Source organism: Pseudomonas panipatensis (assembly GCF_900099785.1).
GTDB lineage: Bacteria > Pseudomonadota > Gammaproteobacteria > Pseudomonadales > Pseudomonadaceae > Pseudomonas > Pseudomonas panipatensis.
Genome location: NZ_FNDS01000006.1, coordinates 105817 through 120046, shown reverse-complemented (window position 1 = coordinate 120046; position 14230 = coordinate 105817). Strand labels below are relative to the sequence as shown.

Annotated in this window: 9 protein-coding genes; 6 read left to right on the top strand and 3 right to left on the bottom strand. The window is 67.9% G+C overall.

Annotated features, from left to right (window positions below; genetic code table 11):
• From BLQ74_RS15240 to BLQ74_RS15230, 3 genes are all read right to left on the bottom strand, one after another.
• Positions 1–1202 (bottom strand): PDC sensor domain-containing protein (locus BLQ74_RS15240; protein ID WP_280139866.1); only part of this gene is annotated, 1202 nt, incomplete at its 3' end.
• A gap of 34 nt (positions 1203–1236) precedes the next feature.
• Complete coding sequence (locus tag BLQ74_RS15235) at positions 1237–2292, bottom strand: AraC family transcriptional regulator (protein ID WP_090263583.1); 1056 nt, start codon at positions 2290–2292, stop codon at positions 1237–1239.
• Positions 2293–2310: 18 nt separating this feature from the next.
• Positions 2311–3990 carry an AMP-binding protein gene (locus BLQ74_RS15230; protein ID WP_090263582.1) on the bottom strand — a complete coding sequence of 560 codons (1680 nt, stop codon included), beginning with the start codon at positions 3988–3990 and terminating at the stop codon, positions 2311–2313.
• Between the two features lie 488 nt (positions 3991–4478).
• On the opposite strand from BLQ74_RS15230, the gene pbpG reads away from it, so the two are divergent.
• The 6 genes from pbpG (at position 4479) to BLQ74_RS15200 (ending at position 14220) form a co-directional block, all read left to right on the top strand.
• Positions 4479–5396: a D-alanyl-D-alanine endopeptidase gene (gene pbpG, locus BLQ74_RS15225; RefSeq protein WP_090264029.1), complete on the top strand. Its 918-nt coding sequence runs from the start codon at positions 4479–4481 to the stop codon at positions 5394–5396.
• A gap of 336 nt (positions 5397–5732) precedes the next feature.
• Positions 5733–6965, top strand: a complete 1233-nt coding sequence (gene mexE, locus BLQ74_RS15220; RefSeq protein WP_090263580.1) for a multidrug efflux RND transporter periplasmic adaptor subunit MexE — start codon at positions 5733–5735, stop codon at positions 6963–6965.
• 120 nt (positions 6966–7085) lie between these two features.
• Entirely contained in the window at positions 7086–10277 is a 3192-nt protein-coding gene (locus BLQ74_RS15215; protein WP_090263578.1) for an efflux RND transporter permease subunit, read from the top strand.
• The gene (locus BLQ74_RS15210; RefSeq protein WP_090263576.1) at positions 10274–11671 is read left to right on the top strand and encodes an efflux transporter outer membrane subunit; all 1398 of its coding nucleotides are present in this window, start codon (positions 10274–10276) and stop codon (positions 11669–11671) included. The genes BLQ74_RS15215 and BLQ74_RS15210 overlap by 4 nt, the downstream gene beginning before the upstream one ends.
• Positions 11672–11932: 261 nt before the next feature.
• On the top strand, positions 11933–13396 hold the full coding sequence (locus BLQ74_RS15205; RefSeq protein ID WP_090263574.1) for a mechanosensitive ion channel family protein: 1464 nt from the start codon (positions 11933–11935) through the stop codon (positions 13394–13396).
• A gap of 77 nt (positions 13397–13473) precedes the next feature.
• Positions 13474–14220, top strand: coding sequence for a class I SAM-dependent methyltransferase (locus tag BLQ74_RS15200; RefSeq protein WP_090263572.1), 747 nt, complete (start codon positions 13474–13476; stop codon positions 14218–14220).
• Positions 14221–14230: the final 10 nt, after the last annotated feature.

The window sequence follows — 14230 nt, the reverse complement described above, 5'->3', positions numbered from 1 at the left end:
TCGCCGCTGGCGATGTCGCGCAGCATGCCGGCGACGCCGAGGATCGGCCGGCTCACGCCACGCGCGGTCAGCCAGACCAGCAGCAGGCCGAGCAGGCCCAGGCCGATGCCGAAGGCGGTTTCCCAGAGGGCGCCGCTGAGGTTGCGCTGGTCGAGGTCCTTGTGCAGGGCCAGGGCCGGCTCCAGCAGCACCTCGCGCGGTACGTCGAGGATCACGCCCCAGGGCTTGGAGTCCGGGATCACCTGCAGCGGTTCGAGTACCCGCAGGCGCTCCTCGCTGGTCAGCACCTTGGGCGTGCCGGCGGCTTGCAGGGCGAGCAGCTCGGCGGCGCCGGGCAGGGACTTCTGCAACGGCTGGCCGAGCAGGCCGGCGTCGTGGCTGTCGCCGGCGAGCAGCCCGGCCGGGCTGACGATACGCACGTCGCCACGGCCGTCGTAGAGCTGGCGGTCGCCCTCCAGGCTGAGTTCCTGCAGACGGCTGAGGCTGATGTCGGCGCCGATCACGCCCAGCAGCTTGCCGTTCTCGAGCAACGGCAAGACCAGGGTGGTCATCAGCACGCGCTGCCCGGAGGCGTCGTCGAAATAGGGGTTGAGCACGCAGGGCTTGAGGCTCTGCCGCGGGCACTGGTACCAGGTGTTGAAGGGCGTGCCGTCGAGCATCGGGGTGGTATCGGCGATCATCGCCTCGGTCACCGCCAGGCTGCTGTCACCGCTGGCCTTCTGCGCCCAGTAGGCGCCGAAGCGGCCCTTGTCGTTGCTGCCCAGGGTGGCCTGATCGAGGAACTGGGCGTCCTGGCCGTCGAGGGCGTCGGGCTCGAACACCACGTAGAGGCTGAGCAGGTCCGGATTGGCCTTGAGGCCGTCGTGCACCAGTTGATTGAGGTCCTGGCGCAGGCTGCGCGCATCGGCGCCATGCTTGACCGCCTGGGCGCGCAATTGGGCGACCTGGCGGCTGAACTGGCTGCCGTAGTGGTAGACGTCGCTGAAGAAGCGCTGGATGGTTTCCGCCTGCTGCTCGCCGCGCGCCTGCATGCGCGCACGGGCGGCGTCTTCGAGCATGCCTGCGTTGGCCTCTTTGACCAACTGCATGTTGTGGTTCATCCGGTACAGCGAGCTGCCGACCAGCAGGGCCACCGTGCAGAGCAGGCAGAGGCCGGCCAGCAGGGTGATCTTCCACTGGATCGAAAGGCGCTTGAGGTCCATAGGCGGAGGTCCTTGAGGGCGAAGAATGCCGGGGCTATCGGCCCGGCGGCGGGTTTCTGGAGGTCCCCGGCCAGTCCGCGTCCTGCTGCATCAGCGCGCGGTACTGGCCGGGGGTGGAGCCGGTCCATTTACGGAAGGCTTTGTAGAAGGCGCTGGTGTCGGCGAAGCCCAGTTCTTCCGCGAGTTCGGCGAAGTTGCCGTCGCCGCTGTCCAGGCGGGCGATGGCCAGGTCGCGGCGCAGTTGGTCCTTCAGCGCCTGGTACGACTGCCCTTCGGCGGCCAGCTTGCGGCGCAGGGTCGAGGGCGCCATGTAGAAGTGCACGGCCAGGGCGTCGAGGTCGGGCCAGCGCTCGCAGCGGATGCTGCGCAGGTAGGCCTTGAGCCGCGCGGCCAGGCTCTGCGGGTCGCGGTAGCGCACCAGGATGTTCGCCGGCGCCCCGCCGAGGAAGCGCCGCAGCTCGCGCTCGTCGCGGCGCACCGGCAGGGCCAGCGCCTCGGCGTTGAACAGCAGGCGGCTCTGGCGGCGGGCGAAGCGCAGGTTGTCAGTGAACATCACCCGGTAGTCTTCGATGTAGTCCGGCTGCGCGCAGCGCAGGTCGATGGCCAGGACCGGAATGCGCCGGCCGACCAGCCAGCAGGCCAGGCCGTGCAGCATCAGCCAAAGGGTGAAATAGCAAAAGGCCCGTTGCGGCGGCCCTTCGGCGTCGTCGATGAGGATCGCGGCCACGCCTTCCTGGCGCAGCAGGCGCGGCGTCAGGCCGTCGAAGATCAGGCCGATGAACGCCAGGGCGCGCTCCAGGGCGGCCTCCAGGGTGACCTCGCGAATCGCCGCGCGGGCCATGAAATTGAAGCTGCCGGACTTCATCCGCCGCCGGTTCATGGCGAAGAATTCGTCGTCCAGTTGCCGCGCCAGGTTCAGCCAGAGCCGCGAATAGGCCTGGATCGGCACCCGCGCATAGGGTTTGCCGAGCGATTCCCTGGCGATCCCCGCCTGGGCCAGCAAGGCGGACAGGTCGAGGCCCTGGCGAACGGGTTCGGCCAGGGCCTCGTTGACCAGGCGGATGGAGATGGTGCCCTTCTCTACCGGCATGGCGCCTCGCCGCGATCGTCAGGCATGACTCGCGCGCACCTCCTCGATGCTGATCTCGCGCATGCGGAACTTCTGGATCTTGCCGGTCACGGTCATGGGGAATTCGTCGCAGAAGCGGAAGTAGCGCGGCACCTTGAAGTGGGCGATGCGCGCCTTGCAGAACGCCCGCAGGTCGTGTTCGTCGACGCGATGGCCGGGATGGAACTTGATCCAGGCCACCAGCTCTTCGCCGTATTTCTCGTCGGGAATGCCGATCACCTGGGCGTCGGCCACCGCTTCATGGGTGTAGAGAAATTCCTCGATCTCGCGCGGATATATGTTCTCGCCGCCGCGAATGATCATGTCCTTGCTGCGCCCGACGATACGCACGTTACCGGCCTCGTCCATCAGCGCCAGGTCGCCGGTGAGCATCCAGCGCGCCGGGCTGATCGCCTCCATGGTCGCCTGCGGGTTGTTCCAGTAGCCGAGCATCACGCTGTAGCCGCGGGTACAGAGTTCGCCGATGGTGCCGCGCGGGACGATGCGCCCGTCGGCATCGATGATCTTGCTCTCCAGCTGCGGCTGGGTACGCCCGACCGTGGTCACGCGGACCTCCAGATCGTCGTCCGCGGCGGTCTGCAGCGACACCGGGCTGGTCTCGGTCATGCCATAGGCGATCTGCACCTCGGCCATGTGCATCTCGCCGATCACCCGGCGCATCACTTCGATCGGGCAGGTGGCGCCGGCCATGATCCCGGTGCGCAGGCTGGACAGGTCGAATTCGGCGCGGCGCGGGTGGTCGAGTTCGGCGATGAACATGGTCGGCACACCGTAGAGCGCCGTGGCGCGCTCCTCGGCCACCGCCAGCAGGGTCGCCTCGGCGTCGAAGCTCGGCGAGGGATAAATGATGGTCGAGCCGTGGGTCAGGCAGCCGAGGTTGCCCATGACCATGCCGAAGCAGTGGTACAGCGGCACCGGGATCACCAGGCGATCGTGCTCGCTCAGGCCGATGCTCTCGCCGACCATGAAGCCGTTGTTGAGGATGTTGTAGTGGCTGAGGGTGGCGCCCTTGGGGAAGCCGGTGGTGCCGGAGGTGTACTGGATGTTGATCGGCTCGTCGAACTGCAACTGGGCCTGGCGCTGCGCCAGCTCCTCGGCGCCGACGCTGGCGCCCAGCGCCGGCAGTTGGTCCCAGCGCAGGAAGCCGGCCGGCGCGCGCTCGGCCAGGCTGATCACCCCGCGCAATTCCGGCAGGCGCGCGCTGGACAGCTCGCCGGGGCGGCATTCGCTCAGCTCCGGCAGCAGCTCGCTGAGCATGCCGTGGTAATCGGAGGTCTTGAAGGCGTCGGCGCAGATCAGCCAGCGGCAGCCGGACTGTTTCAGGGCGTATTCCAGCTCGTTGGCGCGGTAAGCCGGATTGATGTTGACCAGCACCGCGCCGACCTTGGCGCTGGCGAACTGGGTGATGCACCACTGCGCGCAGTTCGGCGCCCAGATTCCCAGGCGGTCGCCCTGGCGCAGGCCGAGGGCGAGCATGGCGCGGGCGATGGCATCGACTTCCGCGGCCAGCCCGGCCCAGCTGTAGCGCAGGCCCTGGTGGCGCACGATGAGCGCGTCGCGCTCGGCGAAGCGCGCCACGGTGGCGTCGAAGGCAGCGCCTATGGTCATGGCCAGCAGCGGTTTGTCCTGGCGGCCACGGGTGTAACTCAGGTGGTTCATGGCGTTCCCTTGTTGTGCTTGTTCTGGGAAGTGACGAACGGCCGGGCCCGGGCAAGGGGCACTGACCAGCCGGTCGAGGCTCGCCGCGAATCTTTACGTTAACGTAAAGGTTAACGCAAGTACCGACGCGCCGTGCTTTCTTGCAGCATAGCTATTCAAGGTTCGCGCCATGGATTAATAAACCGTTAAGATTCAGCTAGTTAGAATCAAAACAAGCAGTTATCGCGCGGCCCCGAGGTTGCATTTCGCAACAGCTCGCGAGGCCCGCCCGCATCGTTGCGTGGCCGGGAAATCCGCCTGCGCCGGCCAATCCGTGCGCCCTGTCTCAATCCGTCTCAAAGTGAAACAGCCGATTGCACGCGCAAGCCTTTGAATTTCCCGCCATCCGCGCCGGTGTCGCAGATGCGCGTCCACCGTTCATCGATTAGAATCTCAAGGAAATTACCTACATGGATGTAGCCCATTCCTACTATCGCGAATCTCACTCCATGATTATTCGTCGCTCGATCCTAGGTCTGCTGTTCGCCTGCACCGCCGCCCTTTCCCTGCCCACGCTCGCCGCCAGCAAGCACGCGGCCAACCCCGGCTCGCTGGTCCTGGCCTCCGGCAGCGCGCTGGTGGTCGATCTGAACTCTGACAATGTGATCTATTCGAGCAAGGCCGATGTGGTTCGCCCGATCGCCTCGGTGACCAAGCTGATGACCGCCATGGTGGTGCTCGACGCCAAGTTGCCGATGGACGAACAGATCGACGTCGACATCTCCGAGACCAAGGAGATGAAAGGCGTGTTCTCCCGTGTGCACCTGGGCAGCCGCATCGACCGCCGGCAGATGCTGCAACTGGCGCTGATGTCCTCGGAGAACCGCGCCGCCGCCAGCCTCGCCCACCACTACCCGGGCGGCGCCGTGGCCTTCGTCAAGGCGATGAACGCCAAGGCCCGCTCGCTGGGCATGCTGCACACCCACTACGTGGAGCCGACCGGCCTGTCCCCGGAGAACACCTCCACCGCCAACGACCTGATCCGCCTGGCCAAGGCCGCCTACCGCTACCCGCTGATCCGCGAACTGAGCACCACGCCGAGCAAGGACGCGCGCTTCAGCCATCCCAACTACTCGCTCGGCTTCTTCAACACCAACCCGCTGGCGCGCAACCCGAAATGGGACATCCGCCTGACCAAGACCGGCTTCACCAACGACGCCGGGCACTGCCTGGTGATGATCACCGTGATGAACGGCCGGCCGGTGGCCCTGGCCCTGCTCGATGCCTTCGGCAAGCGCACCCACGTCGCCGACGCCGGACGCATCCGGCGCTGGGTGGAAACCGGCCAGGCGTCCTCGGTGCCGGCGGTGGCGCTGCAGTACAAGGCGCAGAAGCACGCCACGCAAGGCGGGCAAACCGACGAGTGAGCCCGACGCGGCCGGCACGCCAGTGTCCGGCCGCCATCCACCGTGCGGCGCCAGGCCTGGCGCCGCACGCCTCCCCTCGCCGCCGTTCGCGGCACCTACCCCCCCTCGACGCCTCCCCCGCGCCACCACGGCGCCGGCCTCGGCTGCCTCCGCGCAACGCCCGCGGACACTCCGCCGGAAAAGTTCCCCATCGATTGATACGGATAACGTAACGCGTTTTATCACTGGCCGTGATAATCAAAATTTCCTCGTTCGATTAGCGACTTAGAGCGGTCGCCAGCAGACTCCGCCCAATCAGAAATCCCAATCAATTAGAAATTGCCGGAGTCTTCCCCCATGGAGCGATCACTCAACACCTTGCGTATCCCCTTGGCCCTGGCCGCCTTGCTGGTGCTCAGTGCCTGCGGCAAGTCCCAGCAGGCGGCGCAGTCGATGCCTGCGCCCAAGGTCAGTGTGGCGGAGGTCATCGAACAGCCGATCAACGAGTGGGATGAGTTCACCGGCCGCCTGGAGGCCCCGGAATCCGTCGAGCTGCGTCCGCGCGTCTCCGGCTACATCGACAAGGTCACCTTCCGCGAAGGCGCGCTGGTGAAGAAAGGCGACCTGCTGTTCCAGATCGACCCGCGGCCGTTCCAGGCCGAAGTGCACCGCCTGGAAGCCCAGCTGCAACAGGCCAGGGCCAACCAGACGCGCACCGCCAACGAGGCCGCGCGCGGCGATCGTCTGCGCGCCACCAACGCGATCTCCGCCGAACTGGCCGACGCCCGTAGCGCCGCCGCCACCGAGGCCCGCGCGCAAGTCGCGGCGATCCAGGCAGAGCTGGACAACGCCAAGCTGAACCTGTCCTTCACCCAGATCACCGCGCCCATCGACGGCCGCGTCTCGCGCGCCGAAGTGACCGCCGGCAACCTGGTCAACAGCGGCCAGAGCCTGCTCACCACGCTGGTCTCCACCGACAAGGTCTACGCCTATTTCGACGCCGACGAGCGCGTCTACCTGAAGTACGTGGCGCTGGCCCGCAGCGGCGGCCCGGACGCCCGTGGCAGCAGCCCGGTGTACCTCGGCCTGACCGGCGAGGACGGTTTCCCGCACCAGGGCCGGCTCGACTTCCTGGACAACCAGGTCAACCCGAAGACCGGCACCATCCGTGGCCGCGCGGTGTTCGACAACCGTGACGGCCTGTACACCCCCGGCCTCTACGCGCGCATCAAGCTGGTCGGCTCCGGGACCTACCCGGCGGCACTGATCAAGGACGAAGCGGTGGGCACCGACCTGGGCAAGAAATTCGTCCTGGTGGTCGGCAGCGACAGCAAGGTGGCCTACCGCGGCATCGAGCTGGGGCCGAAGCTGGACGGCCTGCGCATCGTCCGCAGCGGCCTGGCCAAGGGCGACCGCATCGTGGTCAACGGCTTGCAGCGCGTGCGCCCCGGCGCCGCGGTGGACGCCCAGGGCGTGCCCATGGCCAGCGCCGAAACCCTCGCCGCCCTGGCCAAGGAGCGCGAGGCGCTGCAGGCCAGCGAAGCCCCGAGGGTCGCCGAAAAGACCGCGGGCGGCGCCCCGCGCGGCTGATTCCCCCGCCTCCCCCCGGAGGCCCCCGAGCACGCAGTACCCCGGCCCTGGCCCCATCCAGGGCCATGGGTGACCTATGTCCAGGGTTTCGCGCAGCGCGCTGCGCCTTAGGAACGAACCATGAATTTTTCGCAATTCTTCATCCAGCGGCCGATCTTCGCCGCCGTGCTCTCGCTGATCATCCTGATCGGCGGGGCCATCTCGCTGTTCCAGTTGCCGATCAGCGAATACCCGGAAGTGGTGCCGCCCACCGTGGTGGTGCGCGCCAACTTCCCCGGCGCCAACCCCAAGGTGATCGGCGAGACCGTCGCCGCGCCGCTGGAACAGGCGATCACCGGCGTCGAGAACATGCTCTACATGTCCTCGCAGTCGACCGCCGACGGCAAGATGACCCTGACCATCACCTTCGCCCTCGGCACCGACCTGGACAACGCCCAGGTGCAGGTGCAGAACCGCGTGACGCGCACCGAGCCGAAGCTGCCGGAAGAGGTGACGCACATCGGCATCACCGTCGACAAGGCCTCGCCCGACCTGACCATGGTCGTGCACCTGACCTCGCCGGATAACCGCTACGACATGCTCTACCTGTCCAACTACGCCATCCTCAACATCAAGGATGAGCTGGCGCGCCTGGACGGCGTCGGCGACGTGCAGATGTTCGGCATGGGCGACTACTCGCTGCGCGTCTGGCTCGATCCGAATAAGGTCGCCTCGCGCAACCTCACCGCCAGCGACGTGGTCACCGCCATCCGCGAGCAGAACCGCCAGGTCGCCGCCGGTGCCCTCGGCGCGCCGCCGGCGCCCAACGCCACCAGCTTCCAACTGTCGATCAACACCCAGGGCCGCCTGGTCAGCGAGGAAGAGTTCGAGAACATCATCATCCGCAGCGGCCCGGACGGCGAGATCACCCGCCTGAAGGACATCGCCCGCGTCGAACTCGGCTCCAGCCAGTACGCCCTGCGCTCGCTGCTGGACAACCAGCCGGCGGTGGCCATCCCGATCTTCCAGCGCCCCGGCTCCAACGCCATCGCGATCTCCAACGAGGTCCGGGCGAAGATGGCCGAGCTGAAGAAGAACTTCCCGCAGGGCGTGGACTACTCGATCGTCTATGACCCGACCATCTTCGTCCGTGGCTCCATCGAAGCGGTGGTGCACACCCTGTTCGAAGCGCTGGTGCTGGTAGTGCTGGTGGTGGTGCTGTTCCTGCAGACCTGGCGCGCCTCGATCATCCCGCTGGCCGCCGTGCCGGTGTCGCTGATCGGCACCTTCGCGGTGATGCACGCCTTCGGCTTCTCGCTCAACGCGCTGTCGCTGTTCGGCCTGGTGCTGGCCATCGGCATCGTGGTCGACGACGCCATCGTGGTGGTGGAGAACGTCGAGCGCAACATCGGCCTCGGGCTGACGCCGATCGAGGCGACCAAGCGCGCCATGAAGGAAGTCACCGGGCCGATCATCGCCACCGCCCTGGTGCTCTGCGCGGTGTTCGTGCCGACCGCCTTCATCTCCGGCCTCACCGGGCAGTTCTACCGCCAGTTCGCGCTGACCATCGCCATCTCCACGGTGATCTCGGCGTTCAACTCGCTGACCCTGTCGCCGGCCCTCGCCGCTGTGCTGCTCAAAGGCCACCACGAGCCCAAGGACCGCTTCTCGGTGCTGCTCGACAGGCTCCTCGGCGGCTGGCTGTTCCGTCCCTTCAACCGCTTCTTCGAGCGCGCCAGCCATGGCTACGTCGGCACCGTCAGCCGCGTCCTGCGCGGCAGCTCCATCGCCCTGCTGATCTACGCCGGGCTGATCGGCCTGACCTACCTGGGCTTCGCCAAGACCCCGAGCGGCTTCGTCCCGCAGCAGGACAAGCAGTACCTGGTGGCCTTCGCGCAACTGCCGGACGCCGCCACCCTGGACCGCACCGAAGCGGTGATCAAGCGCATGTCGGAGATCGCCGGCAAGCACCCGGGCATCGAACACACCGTGTCCTTCCCCGGCCTGTCGATCAACGGCTTCACCAACAGCCCGAACAGCGGCATCGTCTTCACCCCGCTGAAGGACTTCGAGCAACGCAAGGGGCCGGGCATGTCCGCCGCTGAGATCGCCGCCGAACTGAACAAGCAGTTCGCCGACATCCAGGACGCCTACATCGCCATCTTCCCGCCGCCGCCGGTACAGGGGCTGGGCACCATCGGCGGTTTCCGCGTGCAGGTCGAGGACCGCGGCAACCTGGGCTACGACGAGCTGTACAAGCAGACCCAGAACCTGCTGAACAAGGCCCGCGCGCTGCCCGAGCTGAACCCCATGTCAGTGTTCACCAGCTACCAGGTCAACGTGCCGCAGGTGGATGCCGCCATCGACCGCGAGAAAGCCAAGACCCACGGCGTGGCCATCAACGACATCTTCGACACCCTGCAGGTGTACCTGGGCTCGCTCTACGCCAACGACTTCAACCGCTTCGGCCGCACCTACCAGGTCAACGTCCAGGCCGAGCAGCAATTCCGCCTGGAACCCGAGCAGATCGGCCAGTTGAAGGTGCGCAACAACCTCGGCGAGATGGTCCCGCTGGCGACCTTCATCAAGGTCAGCAACAGCGCCGGCCCGGACCGCGTGATGCACTACAACGGCTTTATCACCGCCGAGATCAACGGCGCCGCCGCGCCCGGCTACAGCTCCGGCCAGGCCGAAGCGGCGATGGAAAAACTGCTCAAGGAGGAACTGCCCAACGGCATGACCTACGAGTGGACCGACCTGACCTACCAGCAGATCCTCGCCGGCAACACCGCGGTGTTCGTCTTCCCGCTCTGCGTGCTCCTGGCCTTCCTGGTGCTGGCCGCGCTGTACGAGAGCTGGGGCCTGCCGCTGGCGGTGATCCTGATCGTGCCGATGACACTGCTGTCGGCCATCGGCGGAGTGATAGTCGCTGGTGGCGACAACAACATCTTCACCCAGATCGGCCTGATCGTACTGGTCGGCCTGGCCTGCAAGAACGCCATCCTCATCGTCGAGTTCGCCAAGGACAAGCAGGCGGAAGGCATGGACCGGCTGAGCGCCGTACTGGAAGCCTGCCGGCTGCGCCTGCGGCCGATCCTGATGACCTCGATCGCTTTCATCATGGGCGTGGTGCCGCTGGTGCTGTCTTCCGGCGCCGGCGCCGAGATGCGCCATGCGATGGGCGTCGCGGTGTTCTCCGGGATGCTCGGCGTGACCTTCTTCGGCCTGCTCCTGACCCCGGTGTTCTACGTGCTGATCCGGCGCTTCATGGAAGCCCGTGAAGCGAAGAAACAACAGCGTGCATCCCTGACCCACGAGGCCCACCACGCATGAAACCGCAACTCCTCGCCCCGGCGCTGCTGGCCCTGAGCCTGAGCGCCTGCATGGTCGGCCCGGACTACAAGCAGCCCGCCACCGCGCCGGCGCAGCTCGATACCCAGGCCGGCGGCTACGACCGCACGCGCTTCGAAGACGCCTGGTGGCAACAGTTCGATGACCCGACCCTGGCGCAACTGGTGCAACAGGCGCTCAAGGAAAACCGCGAGCTGCGCGTGGCCTACGACCGCGTGCTGGCCTCGCGGGCGATCCGCGACGACGTCGCCAACAACCGCTTCCCGACGGTGACCAGCAGCGCCTCCTCCACGATCGGCAAGGGCCAGGTGCCCGGCCAGACCACCGACCGGGTCAACCAGGAACGCTATGACCTGGGCCTGGACATGATCTGGGAAGTCGATCTGTTCGGCCGGGTGCGCCGCGAGCTGGAAGCCAGCGACGCCCTGAGCCAGGCCACGGTGGCCGACCTGCAACAACTGCAGGTCAGCCTGATCGCCGAACTGGCCGATGCCTACGGGCAGTTGCGAGGCGCGCAACTGCGCGAGGACATCGCCCGCAGCAACCTGAAGAACCAGCGCGAGTCGCGTGACCTGACCGTGCAACTGCGCGACAACGGCGTCGGCAATGAACTGGACGTGCAGCGCGCCGAAGCGCGCCTGGCCGCCACCGAAGCCAGCCTGCCGCAACTGCAGGCCGAGGAAGTGCGCCAGCGCAACCGCATCGCCACCCTCCTCGGCCAGCGCCCGGAACAGCTCACGGTGGACCTCTCGGCGAAGAAACTGCCGGCCATCGCCAAGGCCCTGCCGATCGGCGATCCGACCCAGTTGCTGCACCGCCGCCCCGACGTGCAGGCCGCCGAGCGCCGCCTGGCCGCCGCCACCGCGACTGTCGGCGTGGCCACCGCCGACCTCTTCCCGCAGGTCAGCCTCGGAGGCTTCCTCGGCTTCACCGCCGGCCGCGGTTCGCAGATCGGCTCCGCCGCCGCCAACGCCTGGAGCCTGAGCCCGAGCATCACCTGGGCGGCCTTCGACCTGGGCAGCGTGCGCGCCCGCCTGCGTGCCGCCAAGGCCGACGCCGACGGCGCCCTGGCGACCTACGAGCAGCAGGTCCTGCTGGCCCTGGAAGAGTCGTCCAACGCCTTCAGCGACTACGGCAAGCGCCAGCAGCGCATGCGCGTGCTGGTGCGGCAGTCCGAGGCCAGCCGCAAGGCCGCCGAACTGGCCGGCGTGCAGTACCGCGAAGGCACCCTGGACTTCCTCAACCTGCTCGACGCCGAGCGCGAGCAATTGGCCGCCGAAGACGCCCAGGCCCAGGCCGAGGTGGAGGTCTACCGCGGCATCGTGGCCATCTACAAAGCCCTCGGCGGCGGCTGGCAGCCGCCACCGGCGGCCTGACCCGCGTTTCCACCTCCCCGGCCGAAACACCGGCCTTTGTAGCCCTGCGGTCTGAAGCTCCTGGCCGCGGGGCTTTTTTATGCCGGCACCCCTCCCGTATCCCGTCGGGCGCATAGCGCCGCGAGCGCCATCACCCAGGCCGAGCGCGGTCAGGCAAGCCAATAGCCGTTCCCCCTGGCGGCGTCATCCGCCGCACGCGCGCCGGCAAAACACCCGCAACCTGTGCCATCTTCTTAAGGCCCGCGCCCATGGAGACCCGCGATGCCCGCCCTGCTCACCGCCCACCCGCTGTTTCTCGCGCCCTGCCTGTTGCTGCTCGACCTATCGCTCTGGCGCGTGCTGGCCGAGGGGCCCATCGGCTGGCGCCTGGTGACGCGCCTGGGCAGCTTCCTGCTGTTCAGCCTGCTGCTGTTCAACGTCGGCATGAACCCGCTGGGCCAGGCGCCCTGGAGCGAGGACCTGGCCAGCCACCTGGTGGCCACCGCCCTGCAGATCATGTGGTGGCTGTTCGGCGCGCGCTGCCTGACGGTATTGATCGGCGCCCTGCTGCTGCAACGGGTCGGCCACGCCGGACGGCTGTTGCAGGAAGTGATAGGCGCGCTGATCTTCCTGATCGCGGTGATCGCCGCCGCCGGCTATGTGCTGGACCTGCCGGTGAAGGGGCTGCTGGCCACCTCTGGGGTGGTCGCCATCGTCCTCGGCCTGGCGTTGCAGAGCACCCTCAGCGACGTGTTCTCCGGGATCATCCTCAACACCACCAAGCCCTACCAACTGGATGACTGGATTGCCATCGACGGCACCGAAGGCCGGGTGGTGGAGATCGACTGGCGCTCCACCTACCTGCAGACCGCCCAGGGCAGCCTGGCGGTGATTCCCAACTCGCTGGCGGCCAAGGCCAAGCTGCTCAACCTGAGCCGGCCGGCGAATCTATACGGCGTCAGCATGAGCCTGGAAATCAGTCCGCTGGTGCGCCCGCAAGCGGTGATCGAGGCCCTGCAGTGCGCCCTGCGCGGCTGCCGCCTGCTGCTCGGGCAGCCGGCGCCGAGCGTCGGCATCCGCAAGTCCAACGGCAACGGCGTGGAGTACGAGATGAGCGGCTACGTCGCGCTCATGGACGACAAGCGCGAGGTGCGCAACCAGCTCTACGACCTCGCCTACCGACACTTGCAGGCGGCCGGCATCGCCCAGCTCAGCCTGCCCGAGGCGCAAAGCGCGCAACCCAAGGTGGAGCGCGCACGCATGCTGCTCGACCAGTCGCCGCTGTTCGCCGCCCTGGGCGAAGCGGAACGCGACGCCCTCAGCGGGCATATGCGCGCGCAGCCGTTCAAGGCCGGTCAGGTGCTGCTGGAGATCGGCGAGGTCAGCGACGACCTGCTGATCATCGACGCCGGCGTGGTCAGCGTCAGCCTGCCACGCGCCGACGGCGATCTCGAAGCCGGCCGCATGGGGCCTGGCGAGGTCATCGGCGAGGCCGGCGTGCTCGACCGCCGTGGCTGGCAGGCACGCTTCTCGGCGCTCAGCGACGGCCGCCTCTATCGCATCGAACGCGATGCCCTGCAACCCTGCCTGGAAGCGCGCCAGGAAATCGCCGAGGCCATGGCGCGGCTGCTCGACTACCGCCAGCAGGCCAGCGCCGCGCTGCTGGTGGAACCGCCGGCGCGGGTGGCGAAGCGTGGCCTGCTGTCCTGGCTGCGGCGCCACAGCGGGCGCCGTGGCGAGCACTGAATGCATTCGCGCAACTGGCATCGCCCGCCGCGCGGCGGCACCTTGGGGGCTTCCGCGACCGCCACAGGAGCGCCTCCATGACCGACACCCGCCACCTGTTCAGCCAGCAGGCCGACGCCTACCGCGCCGGGCGCCCGACCTACGACCCGGCGCTCTTCGCCTGGCTCGCCGAGGTGGCGCCGGGCACCCGCCTGGCCTGGGACTGCGGCTGCGGCTCCGGCCAGGCCAGCCTCGACCTGGCCCGGCACTTCGAGCAGGTGGTGGCCACCGACATCAACGCCCAGCAGCTACGACAGGCGCCGCGCCAGGCGAATATCGACTACCGCTGCGAGGCGGCGGAAAGCACTTCGCTGGCCACCGCCAGCGTCGACCTGACCCTGGTCGCCCAGGCCCTGCACTGGTTCGACGTCGAGCGCTTCTACGCCGAAGTGCGCCGCGTCTCCCGCCCCGGCGCGCTGCTGGCGGTGATCTCCTACAACCTGCTGAACATCGAGCCGCGCCTGGACGCGCTGATCCGCCGGCTCTACCACGACATCGTCGGGCCCTACTGGGCGCCGGAGCGCCAGCACGTGGAAAGCGGCTACGCGACCCTGCCCTTCCCCTTCGCGCAGGTCGCCACGCCGCCATTCGCCCTGCAGGCGCAATGGGACTTCCAGCGTCTGATCGACTACCTCTACAGCTGGTCGGCGGTGGCCAGCTACCGCCAGGCCACGGCGCAAGACCCGGTGCAGGCGTTGCGCGACGAACTGCAAGCCGCCTGGGGCGACGCGCCGAGCCGCGCCATCGACTGGCCGCTGACCATCAAGCTCGGCAGGCTGGCCTGAGGCGAGCGGC

Coding starts and splice junctions, on each gene's coding strand:
- BLQ74_RS15235 (WP_090263583.1), bottom strand. CDS start 2,292: ATGCCGGTAGAGAAGGGCACCATCTCCATCCGCCTGGTCAACGAGGCC.
- BLQ74_RS15230 (WP_090263582.1), bottom strand. CDS start 3,990: ATGAACCACCTGAGTTACACCCGTGGCCGCCAGGACAAACCGCTGCTG.
- pbpG (WP_090264029.1), top strand. CDS start 4,479: ATGATTATTCGTCGCTCGATCCTAGGTCTGCTGTTCGCCTGCACCGCC.
- mexE (WP_090263580.1), top strand. CDS start 5,733: ATGGAGCGATCACTCAACACCTTGCGTATCCCCTTGGCCCTGGCCGCC.
- BLQ74_RS15215 (WP_090263578.1), top strand. CDS start 7,086: ATGAATTTTTCGCAATTCTTCATCCAGCGGCCGATCTTCGCCGCCGTG.
- BLQ74_RS15210 (WP_090263576.1), top strand. CDS start 10,274: ATGAAACCGCAACTCCTCGCCCCGGCGCTGCTGGCCCTGAGCCTGAGC.
- BLQ74_RS15205 (WP_090263574.1), top strand. CDS start 11,933: ATGCCCGCCCTGCTCACCGCCCACCCGCTGTTTCTCGCGCCCTGCCTG.
- BLQ74_RS15200 (WP_090263572.1), top strand. CDS start 13,474: ATGACCGACACCCGCCACCTGTTCAGCCAGCAGGCCGACGCCTACCGC.